General features: G+C 60.3%; 18 protein-coding genes. 8 read left to right on the top strand and 10 right to left on the bottom strand.

What is annotated here, in order from left to right; genetic code table 11:
* Nucleotides 1-61 precede the first annotated feature (61 nt).
* Both fdxA and AX760_RS13940 read left to right on the top strand, forming a co-directional pair.
* On the top strand, nt 62-400 hold the full coding sequence (gene fdxA / locus AX760_RS13945) for a ferredoxin FdxA (protein ID WP_071833504.1): 339 nt from the start codon (nt 62-64) through the stop codon (nt 398-400).
* A gap of 411 nt (nt 401-811) precedes the next feature.
* On the top strand, nt 812-1,381 hold the full coding sequence (locus tag AX760_RS13940) for a CarD family transcriptional regulator (RefSeq protein ID WP_071833503.1): 570 nt from the start codon (nt 812-814) through the stop codon (nt 1,379-1,381).
* Nucleotides 1,382-1,683: 302 nt separating this feature from the next.
* Here the strand turns inward: AX760_RS13940 and typA are convergent, their stop codons facing one another.
* The 3 genes from typA to AX760_RS13925 all read right to left on the bottom strand — a co-directional run bounded on the left by typA (nt 1,684) and on the right by AX760_RS13925 (nt 6,511).
* The gene (gene typA / locus AX760_RS13935) at nt 1,684-3,513 is read right to left on the bottom strand and encodes a translational GTPase TypA (protein ID WP_071833502.1); all 1,830 of its coding nucleotides are present in this window, start codon (nt 3,511-3,513) and stop codon (nt 1,684-1,686) included.
* A gap of 184 nt (nt 3,514-3,697) precedes the next feature.
* Nucleotides 3,698-5,761, bottom strand: coding sequence for a M3 family metallopeptidase (locus AX760_RS13930; protein ID WP_071833501.1), 2,064 nt, complete (start codon nt 5,759-5,761; stop codon nt 3,698-3,700).
* A gap of 108 nt (nt 5,762-5,869) precedes the next feature.
* On the bottom strand, nt 5,870-6,511 hold the full coding sequence (locus AX760_RS13925) for a LysE family translocator (protein ID WP_071833500.1): 642 nt from the start codon (nt 6,509-6,511) through the stop codon (nt 5,870-5,872).
* Nucleotides 6,512-6,782: 271 nt separating this feature from the next.
* Between AX760_RS13925 and AX760_RS13920 the strand changes: the two genes are divergently transcribed.
* Nucleotides 6,783-7,973, top strand: a complete 1,191-nt coding sequence (locus AX760_RS13920) for a multidrug effflux MFS transporter (RefSeq protein WP_071833499.1) — start codon at nt 6,783-6,785, stop codon at nt 7,971-7,973.
* 88 nt (nt 7,974-8,061) lie between these two features.
* On the opposite strand, the gene AX760_RS13915 is transcribed toward AX760_RS13920, so the two are convergent.
* Complete coding sequence (locus AX760_RS13915) at nt 8,062-9,282, bottom strand: argininosuccinate synthase (protein WP_071833498.1); 1,221 nt, start codon at nt 9,280-9,282, stop codon at nt 8,062-8,064.
* A 268-nt stretch (nt 9,283-9,550) separates the two neighbouring features.
* Here AX760_RS13915 and AX760_RS13910 point away from each other — a divergent pair, with 268 nt between their 5' ends.
* Complete coding sequence (locus tag AX760_RS13910; RefSeq protein WP_071833497.1) at nt 9,551-10,192, top strand: LysE family translocator; 642 nt, start codon at nt 9,551-9,553, stop codon at nt 10,190-10,192.
* 39 nt (nt 10,193-10,231) lie between these two features.
* Here AX760_RS13910 and rlmN read toward each other — a convergent pair whose 3' ends face one another.
* Together rlmN and AX760_RS13900 are read right to left on the bottom strand one after the other, a co-directional pair.
* Complete coding sequence (rlmN, locus tag AX760_RS13905; RefSeq protein WP_425348848.1) at nt 10,232-11,407, bottom strand: dual-specificity RNA methyltransferase RlmN; 1,176 nt, start codon at nt 11,405-11,407, stop codon at nt 10,232-10,234.
* A gap of 328 nt (nt 11,408-11,735) precedes the next feature.
* A complete protein-coding gene (locus AX760_RS13900; RefSeq protein ID WP_071833495.1) occupies nt 11,736-12,239 on the bottom strand; it encodes an invasion associated locus B family protein in 504 nt (167 codons plus the stop codon).
* 447 nt (nt 12,240-12,686) lie between these two features.
* Here AX760_RS13900 and AX760_RS13895 point away from each other — a divergent pair, with 447 nt between their 5' ends.
* Nucleotides 12,687-13,256, top strand: coding sequence for a sigma-70 family RNA polymerase sigma factor (locus tag AX760_RS13895; RefSeq protein WP_071833494.1), 570 nt, complete (start codon nt 12,687-12,689; stop codon nt 13,254-13,256).
* 9 nt (nt 13,257-13,265) lie between these two features.
* Here the strand turns inward: AX760_RS13895 and AX760_RS13890 are convergent, their stop codons facing one another.
* Together AX760_RS13890 and AX760_RS13885 are read right to left on the bottom strand one after the other, a co-directional pair.
* Entirely contained in the window at nt 13,266-13,643 is a 378-nt protein-coding gene (locus AX760_RS13890; protein WP_071833536.1) for a YkvA family protein, read from the bottom strand.
* Between the two features lie 91 nt (nt 13,644-13,734).
* Nucleotides 13,735-14,052 (bottom strand): 4a-hydroxytetrahydrobiopterin dehydratase, encoded by a 318-nt coding sequence (locus AX760_RS13885; protein ID WP_071833493.1) that lies wholly within the window; start codon nt 14,050-14,052, stop codon nt 13,735-13,737.
* Between the two features lie 125 nt (nt 14,053-14,177).
* Here AX760_RS13885 and AX760_RS13880 point away from each other — a divergent pair, with 125 nt between their 5' ends.
* Nucleotides 14,178-14,648 (top strand): low molecular weight protein-tyrosine-phosphatase, encoded by a 471-nt coding sequence (locus AX760_RS13880; RefSeq protein ID WP_071833492.1) that lies wholly within the window; start codon nt 14,178-14,180, stop codon nt 14,646-14,648.
* On the opposite strand, the gene thpR is transcribed toward AX760_RS13880, so the two are convergent.
* Entirely contained in the window at nt 14,585-15,175 is a 591-nt protein-coding gene (thpR, locus tag AX760_RS13875) for an RNA 2',3'-cyclic phosphodiesterase (protein ID WP_071833491.1), read from the bottom strand. The two genes, AX760_RS13880 and thpR, sit on opposite strands and share 64 nt — an antisense overlap.
* A gap of 160 nt (nt 15,176-15,335) precedes the next feature.
* Complete coding sequence (locus tag AX760_RS13870; protein WP_071833490.1) at nt 15,336-15,980, bottom strand: arylesterase; 645 nt, start codon at nt 15,978-15,980, stop codon at nt 15,336-15,338.
* An 85-nt stretch (nt 15,981-16,065) separates the two neighbouring features.
* Here AX760_RS13870 and AX760_RS13865 point away from each other — a divergent pair, with 85 nt between their 5' ends.
* Complete coding sequence (locus AX760_RS13865; protein ID WP_071833489.1) at nt 16,066-16,800, top strand: ABC transporter ATP-binding protein; 735 nt, start codon at nt 16,066-16,068, stop codon at nt 16,798-16,800.
* Nucleotides 16,797-19,364, top strand: coding sequence for an ABC transporter permease (locus AX760_RS13860; protein WP_071833488.1), 2,568 nt, complete (start codon nt 16,797-16,799; stop codon nt 19,362-19,364). The genes AX760_RS13865 and AX760_RS13860 overlap by 4 nt, the downstream gene beginning before the upstream one ends.
* Nucleotides 19,365-19,374: the final 10 nt, after the last annotated feature.

Here is a 19,374-nt window from a genome sequence, read left to right as displayed (position 1 = left end):
CTGCGGGCATCACTCTTGGTTGCCGCCTGCCATCAAATGTGAGAAATTGCTGGAGTACTTCATGACGTATGTCGTGACCGACAATTGCATTCGCTGCAAATATACCGACTGCGTCGAAGTCTGCCCGGTGGACTGCTTCTACGAGGGCGAGAACTTTCTGGTCATCCATCCGGACGAGTGCATCGATTGCGGCGTTTGCGAGCCGGAATGTCCTGCAGGCGCCATCAAGCCGGATACGGAGCCGGGCCTTGACAAGTGGCTGACGGTCAATGCCGAATATGCGGTAAAATGGCCGAACATCACCATCAAGCGGGACGCCATGGCGGAAGCCAAGGAAATGGACGGCGAAGAAGGAAAGTTCGAAAAGTACTTTTCGCCGGAGCCCGGTCAGGGCGACTGATCCCGGCGGACACGAACCGCCTCGCAGTGCAGCAATTCCGTACGGGAATTGCCAAAAGCACGAATCCGGCAAGACCCGGCTTAACCATGTCGAAGATGGGCTGGCCGGGTGCTTCCGTGATTGTAAAGCAAATTATTGATTTCTGCAGTTTTTTATGATAGGGTCATGAAACTGATCCAAATCGTGGCACGGACGTGTGCCCGAAAACCACCACGAAAGCAAACATCTCCACGGCGCGGCTCACTCGAAACACGCAACGTCAGTTGCTTCATTGTGATCGCTCCGCAGAAGACCGTTTGCGTTCCACTGGATGGATTGGCATGGAGTCACCCGATGGTGCCCCGTCTATCCCGGGCCTGACTGACCCGGCCCCGGCCCCGCCGGGAGCGTAACAGGGAGTTTTTGAAACGAATGACGACCCAGCAGAAAAAATCTTCAACACGCCATGGATTCAAAATCGGTGAATCGATCGTTTACCCAGCCCATGGTGTTGGACAAATCGTAGCGATTGACGAGCAGGAAGTTGCAGGCATGACGCTTGAGCTTTTTGTCATCGATTTCGAAAAGGACAAGATGCGTCTCAAGGTTCCGGTTGCCAAGGCCGTGACCATCGGCATGCGCAAGCTGTCGGAGACCGACTTCGTCGAACGTGCACTCAAGGTCGTTCAGGGTCGTGCGCGTGTAAAGCGCACCATGTGGTCGCGTCGCGCCCAGGAATACGATGCAAAGATCAACTCTGGCGATCTGATCTCGATCGCTGAAGTCGTTCGCGACCTCTATCGTGCTGAAAACCAGCCGGAACAATCCTATTCCGAACGTCAGCTCTATGAAGCTGCCCTTGATCGCATGGCGCGTGAGATCGCAGCCGTGAACAAGATGTCGGAAACGGAAGCTGTCCGTCTGGTCGAAGCCAACCTGAGCAAGGGTCCGAAGCGCGGCAAGGCCGTCGAAGAAGACGAAAGCCAGGACGAAGCCGCATAGGCCATCAGCCACGCGGTATTCTTCAAAAAGCCCTGTCAGTGATGGCAGGGTTTTTTTGTGCCAGCAGGGCTGCGGCGGTCGGCAAAGGTCGGTAGCCGCCAGTGCGGCGCTGGAATGCGCTGAGGCTGCCAAGAAGCGGCCTGATGCGCACTCATGGCGTGGTAGCGGGATGCCTGCCTGCGCCCTTTGTGCGGCGCCTGGCGCGCGTGCCGGCCGGCAAGCGCATGCCACGGCCAGAACCGAAAAGGGCGCAGCGATCGATATCGCTGCGCCCTTGTCTTTATCCAGTCGGAGGCGGCTGCTTATGCGGCGCCGCGCGACTTTTCAAAACGCTTGCGGTCGTTCGAGTCGAGGTACATCTTGCGAAGGCGGATGTTCTTCGGCGTCACTTCAACCAGTTCGTCGTCCTGGATCCAGGACAGTGCGCGATCGAGTGTCATGCGGATCGGCGGGGTCAGCTTGACGGCTTCGTCCTTGCCGGAGGCGCGCATGTTGGTGAGCTTCTTGCCCTTCAGCACGTTGACCTCGAGGTCGTTGTCACGCGTGTGGATGCCGATGATCATGCCGGCATAGACCTTCTCGCCGACGTCGATGATCATCGGACCGCGGTCTTCCAGGTTGAACATCGCGTAGGCAACCGATTCGCCGGCGTCGTTGGAGAGCAGAACGCCCTGGACGCGGCCGCCGATATCACCCTTGTAAGGCTGATATTCGTGGAACAGACGGTTCATGATCGCCGTGCCGCGCGTGTCGGTCATCAGTTCAGACTGGTAGCCAATCAGGCCACGGGTCGGCGCGAAGAACTTCAGGCGAACGCGGTTGCCGCCGGACGGGCGAAGCTCGGCCATTTCGGCCTTGCGCTCGGACATCTTCTGGACAACGACGCCGGAATATTCCTCATCGACGTCGATCACGACTTCTTCGACAGGCTCGAGCATGTCGCCGGTCTTCTCGTCCTTGTGCATAACGACGCGCGGACGCGAGACGGCCAGTTCGAAGCCTTCGCGGCGCATGGTCTCGATCAGAACGGCCAGCTGCAATTCGCCGCGACCGGAAACGTAGAACGAATCCTTGCCTTCGGCTTCTTCGATCTTCAGCGCAACGTTGCCTTCGGCTTCCTTGAGCAGGCGGTCACGGATGACGCGGCTCGTCACCTTGTCGCCTTCGGTGCCAGCCAGCGGGCTGTCATTGACGATGAAGGACATGGTGACAGTCGGCGGGTCGATCGGCTGGGCATGCAGCGCTTCGGTGACCGAGGGATCGCAGAACGTGTCGGCGACAGTACCCTTGGAGAGGCCGGCGATCGCGACGATGTCGCCCGCATGGGCTTCGTCGATCGGCGTGCGCTCGATGCCGCGGAATGCCAAGATCTTCGAGATACGACCGTTCTCGATGAGCTTGCCGTCCTGGCCGAGAACCTTGACGGCCTGGTTCGGCTTGATCGAGCCCGAATGGATACGGCCGGTGATGATGCGGCCGAGGAAGGGATTGGCTTCCAGGATCGTGCCGATCATGCGGAAGGCGCCGTCTTCTTCGCCGACGCTCGGCTCGGGAACGTGCTTGAGCACGAGGTCGAGAAGCGGTGCAAGACCTTCTTCCTTCGGACCTTCCGGGTTGAGGTTCATCCAGCCATTGCGGCCCGAACCGTAGAGAATCGGGAAATCGAGCTGTTCGTCGGTCGCGTCGAGGTTTGCGAAGAGGTCGAAGACTTCGTTGATGACTTCTTCATGGCGGCCGTCCGGACGGTCGATCTTGTTGATCGCGACGATCGGGCGAAGGCCGACCTTCAGGGCCTTGGAGACGACGAACTTGGTCTGCGGCATCGGGCCTTCCGAACTGTCGACCAGAACGATCGCGCCGTCGACCATCGACAGGATGCGCTCGACTTCGCCACCGAAGTCGGCGTGGCCGGGGGTGTCGACGATGTTGATGCGGACGCCCTTCCACTCGATCGAGGTCGCCTTGGCAAGGATCGTGATGCCACGCTCCTTTTCGAGGTCGTTCGAATCCATCATGCGCTCGGTCGTGCGCTGGTTGTCGCGGAAGGAACCCGACTGCTTCAGAAGTTCGTCAACAAGCGTGGTCTTGCCATGGTCAACGTGTGCGATGATCGCGATGTTGCGCATTTTCATATGTAAATACTCGGAGGTTTCGGGGTGCATCTTGCGCACGCCACATCTTCAATTGCCGGGCTCATACAGGTTTTTTTGCATTTGCGAAAGGGGGCAGGCCGCAAAGTCTTGCAGCCTGCCGTCATGTTTTAAAAAACTGTCATGTATCCGCTCTTATCCGGCCGTGTTCCGGGCGGCGTCTGGCTCAGGCGGCCAGTCCCTTTTTCGCCAGCATGGCGTCCGGGCTCGGCAGCTTGCCACGGAACGCCTTGTAGGCATCCTCCGGATCGATGGCACCGCCGATCGAATAGATATTGTCCTTCAGGCGCTTTGCCATGGCGCCATCGAAGGCATTCCCGGTTTCCTCGAAGGCGGCAAAGGCATCGGCATCGAGCACTTCCGACCACATGTAGGAATAATAGCCGGCGGAATAGCCGTCGCCGGAAAACACGTGCTGGAAGTGCGGCGTCGCGTGGCGCATGACGATGGATGCGGGCATGCCGATCCTGTCCAGCACCTCTGCCTGCACCGCCATCGGATCGGCAATGGCGTCTCTGGTATGGAAAGCCATGTCGACCAGCGCCGAAGAGGTGAATTCGACTGTGTTGAATCCGGAATTGAAGGTCCGCGCCGCCAAAACCTTGTCGAGCAATGCCTGCGGCATCGGCTCTCCGGTCTGCTCGTGCACAGCGTATTGCTTGAGGATCGCCGGCACGGTCAGCCAATGTTCGTAAAGCTGCGAGGGCAGTTCGACAAAGTCACGCGAAACGCTGGTGCCGGATACGGAGGGATAGTTGACGTTCGACAGCATGCCGTGCAGCGCGTGGCCGAATTCATGGAACAGCGTGCGTGCGTCGTCGAGCGACAGCAACGCCGTCCTGCCGGCGGCGGGTTTTGCGAAATTGCAGACATTGTAGATGATCGGCAGCTCGCCCTTCGCGCCATTTTTCATGGGGAGCTTGTGCTGTGACTGGAAGGCACTCATCCAGGCGCCGGAGCGCTTCGAGGCGCGGGCAAAATAGTCGCCGAGGAACAAGGCCACCAGCTTGCCGCTTTCATCCCGGATGTCAAAGACGCGGACATCCGGATGATAGCCTGAGACCCCCTTTTTTTCGGTGGCGGTAATTCCGAACAGCCGTTGTGCGACATCGAAACAGGCATCGATGATCTTTTCGAGTTGCAGATAGGGCTTCAACTCGCCTTCCGAAAAGTTGAAGCGCTGCGACCGCAGCTTCTCGGCATAGTGCCGCCAGTCCCAGGGCATGACCGGATGGTTCTTGCCCTCGGCTGCGACCAGACCGGCCAGATCCGCCTCTTCTTCGCGTGCGCGCACGACGGCCTTCTCCCACACCTGCATGAGCAGGCCGTTCACCGCCTCGGCGGTTTTCGCCATGGTGTTGTCGAGTTTCAGCGCGGCATAGTTTTCATACCCGAGCAGCTTTGCCTTTTCAGCCCGCAGCGCCAGCGTTTCGCGGATCGTCTCGCGATTATCGGTGTCACCGCCATTGGCCCCCCGCGCGGTCCACGCGCGAAACGCCTGCTCGCGCAGCTCGCGATGGTCGGAGAAGGTCAGGAAGGGCTCGATGATCGAGCGCGACAGGGTGACCGCATATTTGCCGTCCTCGCCACGGTCGCGTGCGGCTGACGCCATGGCGTCCCGCAGGAACTCTGGAAGGCCTGCAAGCTCGTCCTCCTCCGTGACGATCAGTGCCCATCGCTTTTCGTCGGCCAGCACGTTCTGGCCGAATTTTGCACCGAGGCTGGCCAGAGTTTCGTTGATGGCAGCCAGCCGCTCCTGCTCGACCTTTGCCAGCCTGGCGCCGGATTTGACGAAGCCCTTCCAGTGCCGCTCGAGAACGCGCGTGGCTTCGAGATCGAGCCCGAGGGTTTCACGGCTTTCCCACAGCACATCGATGCGGGCGAACAGCGCGGCATTCATGCCGATCTTCGAGTAGTGCCGCGACATTTTCGGCGCGATGTCCCGCTCCAGCGCCTGGATGACATCATTGGTATGGGCGCCGGCCCGGTTCCAGAACAGCGCCGATACGCGCGACAGGGTGTCGCCGGCTGTTTCCAGGGCGAGAATGGTATTGCCGAAGGTCGGCGTATCCGGATTTTTGGCGATCGTTGCGATTTCGGCATCATGGTCGGCAAGTGCCGCCTCGAATGACGGCGCGAAGTCGGCATCGTTCACGGCCTCGAAACGTGGGAGCCCGTCCGGACCGTTCCAATCTGTCAGGGCCGGGTTGAGCGTGTTTCTGGTGGTCATCGGCGTATTCCTTCGTCTTTTTTGCTGGTGCGCATGAGAGCACATGAGCGGATGCCGTTGTTCACTGCGAATGGGGCGAGCTCAAGGTTGTGTCCGCGTCTGGCCGTTTCAAGGCTTGCGCAGCCCGAGCAGGCCCGGTGCGGCGTGCCAGATCGCCTGGACGGCAAAACCGATGAAGAGAAGCCCCGACAGGCGGACAATCGCAAGTTCGTGACGACGGTAGAACCGCCGCACGATTGGCGCGCCGATAACAAAAATCAGGATCAGGTCGGCAACGAGGAAGCCGAAAAAGGAGACTGCCAGCAGCATGGGAAGAGCGTCGAACTCAAGCGCGTTGGCGGAGCTGGCGAGAAGCGCGGTGAAGGTCGCGAGTGCAACCGGATAACCCTTCGGATTGGTCAGCCCGAAGATCAGGCCGCGCCGATAGGGGCGTTCGACGACGAGCAGTGGCTGGTTGTCGCCGCGCGGCCTGGCATTCAGCGCCGTCCAGCCAATCCAGGCGAGATAGAGCCCGCAGAAAAGGCCGAGAATGTCGAAGATCGTGCTGCCGATGGATTTTGCCCCGACGATCGCCACCAGTGCCAGGGCCGACCAGAGCACATCGCCGGCCAGATGCCCGCCCATGAACATCGCGCCGGCGCGTCTTCCCTGACCGGCGCCGATCCCCAGCAGGGCAAGAAAGGCAGGGCCGGGGATGAGAACGTAGAGCAGGGCAGCCAGGAAGGCGCCGAAAAGCAAAGTCTGTGACATGAAATTTCCCCGAGAACAGAACGCCATTCGATCCTGCAGGGATGATTCCGTCAAGACGCGGGGACGATCTTGCGCAGGTCAAATCGCGGGTAGGCGGATCGTTCTACAGCGCTTGCGCCACATTGCCGTGACGTGGATGAGCTGGTAAGTGACCGCGCGACTGCAGCCGCCTGCCCATATGGCTTTGCAGGCGAGCGTGCCGATCCTTGTGCCCCAAGCCTGAATCGGCAGGATCCCATCTCCGCCGATATCGAGAAGGAAGGCTGCGCCAATGGCTGAACGCATGACGGAGCGGCGCACCAGCCTACTGGGCGCGTTGCTGGCGACGCTGGGACCGATCTCCATGTCGCTCTACACGCCGGCCATGCCGCAGCTTGTCGAGGCCTTCGGCACAACGGAATCGGCGATCAAGCTGACACTGTCGCTGTATTTTGCCGGTTTTGCCTTTGCCCAGCTGTTGGCCGGCCCGCTGTCGGATGCCTACGGCCGCCGCACGGCAACGCTTCTGTTTCTTGGCATCTATCTGGCGGGCAGTCTTCTTTGCGCCTATGCGCCGACCATTGACCTGCTTCTTGCGGGCCGCCTGATCCAGGGTATCGGCGCCTCCGTCGGCATCACCGTGGCGCGGGCAATCGTGCGCGACCAGTTCGTCGGTGCGGAGGCCTCGCGGATCCTGAACCTGATCGGTATCATGCTGGCCATCGGCCCGGCCATTGCCCCGACGCTCGGCGGGCTGACGCTTGTCGCCTTCGGCTGGTCGTCGGTGTTCTTCCTGATGGTCGGCTTCGGACTGCTATCCTGTCTGGCCATGATGGTTTTCCTCAAGGAAACCACTGTGCCTGATGCAAAGCGGGCGCGGCCGCGACCCGTCATGGAGGCCTACCGGTCTCTGGCGGCGGATAGCCGGTTTCTCGCCTGTGCGCTGGTCATGGCCGGTTCTGTCGGTGCGCTTTATGCGCAATCAACCATGCTGCCCTTCATCCTCATCGACACGGTCGGGCTGAGCCCGACCCAATTCGGCATGGGCATGCTGTTGCAGTCGGGCGCCTATTTCTCCGGTTCCATCGCGCTGCGCTTCTTCACACGGCGTTTCGGCGATGACCTGGCGGTCCGTCTCGGTTTGCTTTTCATCGGCGTCGGCAGCCTGATGATCATGCTGTCGGTCCAGCTGATCGAGCCGTGTTTCCTGTCGATCATGCTTCCGGTCTCCTGCTACACCTTCGGGATCGCGTTCGTGACGCCGCAGATGACGACGGCAGCGATGTTTCCCTTTCCCCATATGGCCGGTTCCGCCTCCGCCCTGATGGGCTTTATCCAGATGGGGGCGGGGTTCGCGGCCGGCGTCGTTGCAGCGCTCCTCGGCGTGCCGGTCTTGGCCTTCGGATCGGTGATCCCGATCATGGGGGCTTTGTCTATAGCCGGCTATCTGTGGTTCCTGCGGGCCAGCCGCACCTTGGCATAGACTGTGTCCGGATGTTCCTGATTGGCATCAAAAAACCCGCGACGAGGCGTCGCGGGTTTGAGAAACGGTTCTCAGGAAAACGTAAAAACTACTTGCGATTGCGTGCCGCCAGAGTGCGCAGGCGCAGCGCGTTGAGCTTGATAAAGCCGGCGGCGTCCTTCTGGTCGTAGGCGCCCTGGTCATCCTCGAAGGTCACCAGCTTGTCGGAATAGAGCGACTTGTCGCTCTCGCGGCCGGTGACCATCACATTGCCCTTGTAGAGCTTCAGCGTCACTTCGCCCTCGACATGCTCCTGGCTCTTGTCGATCAGGGCTTGCAGCATTTCGCGCTCTGGCGAGAACCAGAAGCCGTAGTAGATCAACTCGGCGTAACGCGGCATGATGTCGTCCTTGAGATGGGCCGCGCCGCGGTCCAGCGTGATCGATTCGATCGCGCGGTGCGCCGTCAGGAGGATCGTACCGCCGGGTGTTTCGTAGATGCCACGCGACTTCATGCCGACGAAGCGGTTCTCGACGAGGTCAAGGCGGCCGATACCGTTGTCGCGGCCAAACGCGTTCAATGCCGTCAGGATCGAGGCCGGGCTCATTTCCTTGCCGTCGATAGAGACTGCATCGCCCTTGCGGAAGCCGACCTTGATGATTGTCGCCTTGTCGGGAGCGGCTTCCGGCGAAATGGTGCGCATGTGCACATATTCCGGCGCTTCGACAGCCGGATCTTCAAGAACCTTGCCCTCGGAAGACGAGTGCAGCAGGTTGGCGTCGACGGAGAACGGGGCTTCGCCCATCTTGTCCTTGGCAACCGGGATCTGGTGCTGCTCGGCAAAGGCCAAGAGGTCTGTGCGGCTCTTGAACGACCAGTCGCGCCAGGGGGCGATGATCTTGATGTCGGGGTTCAGCGCATAGGCCGAAAGCTCGAAGCGAACCTGGTCATTGCCCTTGCCGGTCGCGCCATGGGCAATCGCGTCTGCGCCGGTTTCGCGGGCGATTTCGATCAGGTGCTTTGAGATCAGCGGACGGGCAATCGAGGTGCCGAGCAGGTAGACGCCTTCATAGACGGCGTTTGCCCTGAACATCGGGAAGACGAAGTCCTTGACGAATTCCTCGCGCACGTCGCGGATGTAGATATCCTTGATGCCCATCATCTCGGCCTTCTTGCGGGCCGGCTCGAGTTCTTCGCCCTGGCCGAGATCGGCCGTGAAGGTCACGACTTCGGCGCCGAGTTCCGTCTGGAGCCATTTCAGGATGATCGAGGTGTCGAGGCCGCCGGAATAGGCGAGAACGACTTTCTTCACTTGCTTTTGCGCTGTCATGGTTTGATGTCCGTCTGGTCTTTGCTGCGCGGCCGATACCGCATGGAAAATTTCGCGGCACTTTTAGCCAGATTGCGCGCTCGTGCAAGACTTACGGGCTTTTGCTGCCCTGACCGCCCCATAAAGATGCGGAACTGACACGGATTTTTATAGCGACGCCAAGGCAAGCACGCGGTGGATTGCCGCTGTCTCTTCCCGAAAATGTGCAGACCGGATCGGTGCGGACGTGGTATCGACGGCCCGTAGCCCGTTATCGGAAGAAGCGACCATGGATTTCCTGCCCAGCCTGCCGACACTGCTTGCCTTTACCGCAGCGACCCTTCTGCTGGCCGCCACGCCCGGGCCAGACATGACGCTGTCGATCAGCCGTGCACTGTCGCAGGGCAAGGCCGCCGCCATGTACGTCGTTGTCGGCACCAGTCTCGGCTGCCTCGTCCACACGCTTCTGGTCGCCTTCGGTATCTCGGCGCTGATCACGGCCTCGCCAACGGCCTTTCTGGTGCTGAAAACAGGCGGTGCCGCCTATCTCTTCTGGCTGGCCATCCAGGCCATCCGTTTCGGATCGAGCCTTTCCGTCAGGAAGGAAGACGGCGCGGAGGCCTCGCCGCTGTCGAACATCTCGACCGGTCTCGGCGTCAATCTGCTCAATCCCAAGGTCATCATCTTTTTCATGACCTTCCTGCCGCAATTTGTGACCGCGCACGATCCGAACGTCACGGCCAAGCTGCTGTTTCTCGGCATCTTCTTCATCGTCGCAGCCATGCCTGTCAATATTGCCGTCATCCTGACGGCGGACTGGCTGTCGGCCTGGCTGCAGCGCAAGAAAAACGTGATGCGCGCGATCGACTACAGTTTTGCCGGTGTCTTCTCGATCTTCGCGGTGAAGATCCTGTTCACGCAGTCGCGTTGAGCAGCGGCTGCAGCCGAACGCAGATGCGATCGGTGCGGATCAATCATCTTCGCCGTGATTGGCGATCATCAGGGCTTCGAGCGCCATCCGGTCGACCTTGCGCATGCGTTCGCTGTCGGACTTCAGCTGGCCGCAGGCGGCGAGGATGTCGCGGCCGCGCGGCGTGCGGATCGGCGAGGCGTAGCCGGCTGCGTTGATGAAGTCGGCAAACTTCTCGATCTGTTCCCATTTCGAACACTGATAGTTCGTGCCCGGCCAGGGATTGAAGGGGATGAGGTTGATCTTCGCCGGAATGCCCTTCAAGAGCCGGACCAGTTCCTTGGCGTCCTCGAGGCTGTCATTGACACCCTCGAGCATCACATATTCGAAAGTGATGCGGCGGGCGTTGGAGACGCCGGGATAGTTGCGGCAGGCGTCGAGCAGGTCTTTCAGCGGATATTTCTTGTTGATCGGCACCAGCATGTCGCGCAGGTCGTCCTTCACCGCATGCAGCGAGATGGCCAGCATGACGCCGATCTCCTCGCCGGTGCGGAAGATTTCCGGCACGATGCCCGAGGTTGAAAGCGTGACGCGGCGACGCGACAGCGACAGGCCGTCGCCATCGGTCGCGATCAGAAGCGCCGTCTTGACGTTCTCGAAATTGTAGAGTGGCTCGCCCATGCCCATCATCACCATATTGGTGACCTTGCGGCCTTCATTGGGAACGATTGCGCCGGCGGGCGTATCCCGGTCGGGAAAATCGCCCAGCCGGTCACGCGCGAGCAGAAGTTGCGACAGAATTTCCTCGGCCGTCAGGTTGCGCACCAGCTTTTGCGTGCCGGTGTGGCAGAACGAACAGGTCAGCGTGCAGCCGACTTGGCTGGAGACGCACAACGTGCCGCGGCCCTCTTCTGGAATATAGACGGTCTCGATCTCGACGGGACGGCCGGCACCGCGCGGCGGAAAACGCATCAACCATTTGCGGGTGCCGTCATTTGAGATCTGCTCCTCGACGATTTCCGGCCGGCCAATGGTGAAGTGCCGTTTCAGCGTTTCGCGCAGGTCCTTGGAAACATTGGTCATGTGATCGAAATCGGAAACGCCGCGCACGTAAAGCCAGTGCCAGAGCTGGCTGACCCGCATCTTCACCTGCTTCAGCGGCACGCCGGCACCGGCAAGAGCCGCGCCGAGATCCTCGCGCGACAGACCGATCAGCGATGGCATTTCGGGTGCCATGGCCGGACGGACGGGTGCCCTGACCGGGCGGTCCAGATTGCGTGCTTCAGTCGCGGCCATTCTCGCCATTTCCCATTCTGCGATACGCAAGGCCCGTCAAGCGTATCGCCTGCACGTCCAATGCGTAATATGCTGAGATCCGTGTTCGTTTGCCGCGCATGGGGATCGTCAACGGATCCGCGCAGCCATCATGGAGCGGGCCTTTAGCACGCTTTTCGCAAGGCGTCACCCTCCCGGACGTCAGGTCAGATCTGCAAAAAAGCAAATGCGTTAACGCAGAAAGGCCGGACGAGCCGGCCTTTGCGAAAATTCACAGAGCTGGATGCGCTTACCTGCAGGTTTCGATTTGCTTCAGCGCGGCCGAAATGCCGGACAGTGAATAGGAGTAGGATGTCGGCGTTCCCTTGCGTGACTTTGCCGTCACCGACATGGCCTTGCCGCCCTTCATGGCTGCAACGAGGGCCGGTTCCTCGGCTGCGTTTTCCACCCAGGCCGAGTTGCCCTTGGTGAACAGGGTGAATTCGCGGGCGTCAATCTTGACGACGACCTTCGAATTTTCCTGCAACGCATAGCCCATCATCGCCTGGGGTTCGTAGGAGATATTCTGGCCGGGGCGCTGTGAGACGAGGAAAAAGATATCGCCATGGTCGACGTTTGCCGGGCTCTTTTCCTTCGGAACCGACAGCACGTAGCAGACCTTGCCGGTGCCTGCCGTATAGGAATAGGCACCCCACGCATTGAACTGCTGGATTCGGGTTGGCGACTGGGCTGAGGCCACGCTGGCAAAAGAGAGTAGAATTGCAAGTGCGGTGGTGAGCTTTGTTACAAACATAATGTCCTGCCGGTTTCTTAGCTGCCACGTCTGTTCCGGATTTACCGGTTACGCATGGTCACGATTTGATTGATTTTGGCTTAATTCAGGTTACCAAACCGTCAACGATCCTGAATTTCCTGCATATCCGGTTCATTCCAGAACATTTACGACAAAACCCTACCAGGTTCCAGACCGTCATTCTGTCCCGGCAGCGGTTGCCCGCCCGTCCGGCCGTTGTCCGGTATGAATTGCGCCTGTTATGAACAGTGCTGCAAGCCGTTTTTCAGGCCCGCGTGTCGCCCATGCCGCCTTGCGCCCGGGAATGCGTCTTTGTCGACGACGATATCGGTGCAAGGCATCGTTTTATGTCACAAAGAATCAGGCAAGAGTTTGACGTTTGGCAAAACCGTTGTACCTGTTGTGCAATTATAGAAAAGACAGACTGTGGGAGGCCGAAAAAGCGGAATGAATGTTGATGCCAAACAGCATTTCGCCAATCTTGCGGTCGCCGTCGCGCAAAAACGCGACCAGACGGCATTTGCTGCGCTTTTCGATTTCTTCGCGCCCCGGCTGAAATCCTTCCTGATGCGCCAGAATATGCCCGCCATGGAGGCAGAGGAGCTCGCCCAGGAAGTCATGGTGGTGCTCTGGCAGAAGGCCCATCTCTACGATTCGTCGAAGTCGTCGCTCTCCACCTGGCTTTTCCGGATCGCCCGCAATCGCCGCATTGATGCGGCAAGACGCATGCGCAACCGCACCCTCGACGAAACCGATCCGTCCCTGATGCCGGCCGCACCGGCTGCACCCGATGCACTTGTTGAGAGCGGAGACCGCGAACAGATCGTGCGTGCGGCCATGGAAAAGCTGCCGGAGGAGCAGGTCACCCTGATTCGCATGGCGTTTTTCTTCGGCCAGTCGCATTCTGAAATTTCGGCGGCCACGGGTATTCCGCTTGGCACGGTGAAGTCGCGCATCCGGCTCGCCTTCGGCAAACTCAAGAAACTGCTCGAGGAAGATGGCGTCGACAGCGCCTGATCGTTCCGGTTATTCGTCCGGTGTGGACTGCAACGCCGCGTCGGCGCGGACATAGTGGTCTTCCTTGATCTGGCCGCTGATCGCAGCAAAGGCCGCCGTCAGCACCGCGATGTCGTCGGAAAAGCCGACCATGGCCAGCATATCCGGAAGGAAGTCGATCGGCATGACGAAATATGCAAGCGCCCCGAGCAGGATGCCGCGTGTGCGCATTGGCGTCGTCGGATCCATGGCGCAGTAATAGGCCGCGACCAGATCGCGGCTGAACGGAACCTGGCGCATGGCGCGCTTCAGCGTCGGCCAGAAGCGCCGGCGGACCTTGCGGGCGCGGGCTTCCTGTTCACTCTGTTCGCCGGGCAGGAGTATTTCGCCGATCTTGACGTTGTCCATCTTGTCCCTTTCGTCGATCATCGGAAACATATGGGGCTGCGGCGACGCAATTCAAATGCCCGGTTCAATGCAGAACATTGGATGACGTGGACTATTTGATATGGTCGGGCATGCGTCCGGCTGCTGCCGTGTCCATCTTTGCGGCAAGCTTGAAATCGAGTTCCGTCAGGCCTTTTGCGTCATGGGTGGTCAGCGTCACGTCGACCTTGTTGTAGACGTTGAACCATTCCGGATGATGTCCAAGCTTTTCCGCCGCAAGCGCGCTTTCCGACATGAAACCGAAAGCCTCAATGAAGCTCTTGAATCGGAAGGCTTTCCAGATCGAAAGGCCATCATCCGCGAGAACCCAGCCCTCCATTCCATGGAGATGCTGCTTTGTGGTTTCGGCGTCGAGCTTTTCATGCTTCATGATGTTTCCCTCGTCTGGACTGTTCGGGTGTCTGGACCGTCGTCTTGCGTCGACGGTGAATGTCGCAAAGGCCAAACGCCTGCGCTGCCGATAGGTTCAATCTGTGTCTTGATAGGCTGGATAGCATGAAACCCGCCCGCATTCTCTTTGTTTGTCTTGGTAACATCTGCCGCTCGCCGCTGGCGGAGGGGATTTTGCGGCAACAGGCTGGCGAAACCAGGCGTGAGGTGACCGTGGATTCAGCGGGAACCGGCGGCTGGCATCTCGGCAATGCACCCGATCCGCGCTCCATCGCCGTGGCCGAGCGTCACGGCATCGACATCGGCCAGCAGCGCTGCAGGCGCGTCGAACAGACGGATTTCGAAAGATTCGACCTGATCTTCGGCATGGATCACGGGAATGTTGAACAGTTGCGCCTTCTGGCGCCGCCGCCCGCACAAACGCGCATCCACCTGTTTCTGGACTATGCCCTTGGCACTGCCTTGGACGTGCCCGACCCGTATTACAGCGGCGTCGATGGTTTCGAGACGGTCTACACCATGCTTTCCGACGGATGTTCGTCGCTCATCGGCAGGCTGGACGAGCGTTTTTCGTAGAGCGGAAAGATCTCTTCCGTCAGATAGGGTCCGCCACCGACCGAATCACGCGACGAGAGCAGCACGAAGCGCGGCACGGTAAAGGTGCTGGTGTGGAAGTTGCCGCGTTCGCCAAGGTAGCTGACGACATCATCGACACGCGACGAACGCAACCGCGCCAGCGTGACATGCGGGGTGAACTTGCGTGGATCTGCTGGCAGGCCCAGTCTCTGGCAGATGCGCTCGATTTCCGCCTGCAGCGCATAGATTTCCGGGGGGGGGCTGACGCCCGCAAAGACCGAATGCGGCTTCTTCGATCCGAAGGCACCCATGCCAGTCAGTCGCAACTGGAATTCGGGACGTTCGATCCGGTCCAGCCGATCGACGATCTCGTCTGCGGTGCGGTTGTCGACATCGCCGATGAAGCGAAGCGTGATGTGGTAGTTTTCCACATCGATCCAACGGGCACCGGGAAGACCACCACGCAACAATGAAAGGCTCATCGCGGCATTACGCGGAATCTCGAGGGCGGTGAAAAGTCTCGGCATAACGAGCTCCCCGAATCTCTAACAGATGGCTCAGCGAAACATGCCGATGATCTGCAAGCAACTATTATTTAGCACCTGCAATATTTGGCGCTCATCTTGTTAACAACCTCTGAACGATCTTTGCCGCGTTGCCCAACGGCCACCAGCCGGCAAAAGCCGATCAGCCGCCAGCGGAAATGGCCCGGATGAAGCGCTCGGCAACCGGCAGGAATTTCTCGACCATGACGCCGATGCCCTGTCCATTCGGGTGCATGCCGTCGTCCAGCTTCAGCGCCGGATCCGTCACGATACCATCGAGGAAAAAGGGATAGAGTTCCAAGCCATAGGTTTCTGCAAGCGCCGGATAGATCGGGTTGAAACGCGCGGAATAATCCTCGCCCATGTTCGGTGGCGCATAGATGCCGACCAGCAGGACAGGGATATTGCGTGCCTTGAGTTTGGCCAGCATGGCGTCAAGGTTTTTGCGGCTGTCTTCAGGCGGGATGCCGCGCAGGGCATCATTGGCGCCGAGTTCGAGGATGACGCCCTTGGTTCCGTCGGGCACCGACCAGTCGATGCGGGCAAGCCCGCCAGAGGTCGTATCGCCGGAAACGCCGGCATTGGCGATCGACACATCGAGGCCCTTTTCCCGCAACGCTTTTTCCAGCCGTGCAGGAAACGCATCCTCCGGCGGCAACTGGTAACCGGCCATCAGGCTGTCTCCGAAGCCGACAAGATTGATTGTCTCAGCGCGAACCGTCGTGGGCGCCAGAAGAAACAGAGGGGCAAGCATCAACAAAAATGCCCGGAAACCTTTTAATCGCATGGCGTCGTCCCTAAATCCGTTTTCACAAACCAGTCGTAACAGTCAAACTGGCGTTTTCATATTTTCACATATAGGGCGGTTTCCTTTGGTAAAAACCATGATCGAACTGAAAAATGCGGATCTGACGCTTGGGCAGGCCGCAGCATCGGTGCACGTTCTCAAGGGAATGAACCTGACCATCGGTACGGGCGAATCGGTGGGTATCGTCGGGCCGTCGGGCTCGGGGAAATCGACCCTGCTGATGGTGCTTGCCGGCCTCGAACGGCTTGACAGCGGCGAGATCACCATTGCTGGCACACCGTTGCATGGCCTCAGCGAAGACAAGGTCGCCGAATTTCGCGGCCGCAACATCGGCATCGTCTTCCAGTCCTTCCATCTGATTCCGAACATGACGGCGCTCGAAAACGTGGCGGTGCCGCTCGAGCTCGCCAATGTCAGAAACGCTTTCGAAATCGCCCGACAGGAGCTGATTTCCGTCGGCCTCGGCGAGCGGTTGTCCCATTATCCCGGCCAGCTCTCCGGCGGCGAACAGCAGCGCGTCGCCATTGCCCGGTCGCTGGCGCCATCGCCTAAGCTTCTGATCGCCGACGAGCCGACCGGCAATCTGGATGCCGAGACCGGCCGTCAGATCGCCGATCTGATCTTCTCGAAGCAGGCCGAGCGCGACATGACCCTCATTCTCGTAACCCATGATGCAAGCCTTGCAGCGCGATGCTCGCGCCAGGTGCGGGTGCGCTCCGGCGAGATTGTCGCTGACGGGCTGGCCGACAGTCCGACACAGGATGCAGGCGCCGTTCGCAGCGCGGTCGCCAGCGCATGAGGATCGTCGCCGACATTGCACCCCAGCGCTTCGGAAGCTCCGTCGCGCTTGCCTTCCGGCTGGCGCTGCGCGAGATGCGCGGTGGCCTGAAGGGGTTTTATATCTTTCTCGCCTGTATTGCGCTGGGTACCGCGGCGATCGCCGGCGTCAATTCGCTCTCGCAATCGATTACCGGCTCCATTGCCAGCCAGGGCCGGGAGCTTCTGGCCGGCGACATCCGCTTTCAGCTCAACAACCGGGTTGCGACCGAGGAAGAGAAGACCTTCCTGGACGGCATGGGGGCAATCTCCGTGTCGTCGTCGCTGCGCTCGATGGCGCGCCTGCCTGATGGTTCCAATCAGGCGCTGGTCGAACTGAAGGCGGTCGATGGCGCCTATCCGCTCTACGGCTCCCTTCAGAGCGAGCCAGCGGCACCCCTTTCCGCCAGCCTGGCAAAGGATGGCACGCAATTCGGTGGCCTTGTCGCCCCGCTTCTGCTTGAAAGGCTCGGCATCAAGGTTGGTGACGATATTTTGCTGGGCACGGCGCGGATACGCGTCAACGGCACGATCCTGCGCGAACCGGATGCCCTGTCCGAGGGGTTCGGTTTTGCGCCGCGGCTGCTGGTCTCGACGGATGCACTGGCGGCTTCCGGGCTGGTCCAGCAGGGCAGTCTGGTCGAATATGGCTACAAGGCGCGTATCGACAATGGTGCGAGTGTGCCGTTGATCCGAAAGCAGGCGGAGGAGCAGTTTCCGTCCGCCGGATGGTCGATCCGCACCAGTGCGAATGCCGCACCGGCACTCACAGCCAATATTACCCGGTTCTCGCAGTTCCTGACGCTTGTCGGCCTGACCGCCCTGATCGTCGGGGGCGTCGGCGTGGCCAATGCGGTTCGCGCCTTTCTTGATTCCAAACGCGGCGTGATCGCCACCTTCAAGTGCCTTGGCGCCCCCGCTTCTGTTGTCGTGATGATCTATCTGTTCCAGATCCTGTTCATCGCGCTGATTGGCATCGTCATCGGCCTGGTTTTCGGCGCACTCATTCCCTATGTCGCGGCCCAGTTCCTGGCCGGCATACTGCCGGTATCGACCGGTTTCCAGCTCTTCCCCTCGGCACTCGGCATGGCGTCCCTGTTCGGCGTCCTGACCGCGCTCGCCTTTGCGATCCTGCCGCTTGGCCGGGCACGCAACGTGCCGGCGACGGCGCTGTTCCGCGAGCAGGGCTTCGAGCGGGCGCGCCTGCCGTCCTGGCCCTATCTGGTCGGTGCCGGTCTCTGCCTCGCCTTGCTTGGCGGGCTGGCCATCCTGACGGCCTATGATCGCTATATATCGATGGTGTTCCTCGGTGCCATCGCCTTCGCCTTCATCGTGCTGCGCGGTGTTTCCGTGCTGGTCTCGGCGCTGGCGCGCCGGGCGCCGCGGGTCAAATCTCCGGCATTGCGGCTGGCGATCGGCAATATCCACCGCCCGGGTGCGCTGACACCATCGGTCGTGCTTTCGCTCGGCCTTGGTCTGGCGCTTCTGGTGACGCTGGCCTTGATCGACGGCAATCTGCGCAGGGAGCTGACAGGAAACCTGCCGGAACGGGCGCCGAACTTCTTTTTCGTCGATATCCAGGGCACGGAGATCGACGGCTTCCGCTCGCTGTTGCAAACATCGCTGCCGGACGGCAAGATCATCGAAGTGCCGATGCTGCGCGGCCGGATCCTCGCGTTCAACGGCGTGGATGTCGGAAAGATGACGGTTCCGCCCAGCGGGCAATGGGTGCTCAGGGGCGACCGCGGCATCACCTATGCGAAAAACATGCCAGAAAACTCGACGCTGACGGAAGGCGAATGGTGGACTGCCGACTATAATGGCGAGCCGCTGGTGTCGTTTTCGGAGGAAGAGGCGGGTGAACTGGGTCTGAAGATTGGCGACATGGTCACCGTCAATGTGCTTGGCCGCAACATCACGGCAAAGATCGCCAATTTCCGAACGGTTGAATGGGAATCCCTGTCGATCAATTTCGTCATGGTGTTCTCGCCGAACACGTTTGCGGGGGCTCCCCATGCCTGGCTTGCCACGGTGATTGATCCCAATGCCACGGCGGAGCAGGAATCGGCCGCGCTTAAGGCGATCACCAATGGCTATCCGACGATCACCAGCGTTCGGGTGAAGGATGCGCTCGATATCATCAACGAGTTGGTCGGGCAGTTGGCGACCGCCATCCGTGCCGCCGCGGCCGTGGCGCTGGTCGCGTCGGTGCTGGTGCTGGCCGGTGCGCTTGCCGCCGGCAACCGGGCGCGCATCCATGATGCGGTGGTGCTGAAGACGCTCGGCGCGACGCGCTCGACCCTGATCCGGGCGTTCAGCTATGAATATGCCATTCTCGGTCTGTCCACGGCGATTTTCGCGCTGTTTGCGGGCGGCGTTTCCGCCTGGTTCGTCGTCAGCCGGATCATGACGCTGCCATCGTCCTTCCTGCCTGACGTTGCGGGGCTGACCGTGGTGATCGCGCTTGCAATGACGGTTGGCATCGGGCTGGTTGGCACATGGCGCGTTCTCGGCCAGAAGGCGGCTCCGGTGCTGCGCGAACTCTGAGTTTCGCGTC

The organism is Pararhizobium antarcticum (genome assembly GCF_001885585.1).
GTDB lineage: Bacteria > Pseudomonadota > Alphaproteobacteria > Rhizobiales > Rhizobiaceae > Pararhizobium > Pararhizobium antarcticum.
Note: the sequence above shows the minus strand (reverse complement) of the source record. Positions and strands in the feature narration are given on the sequence as shown.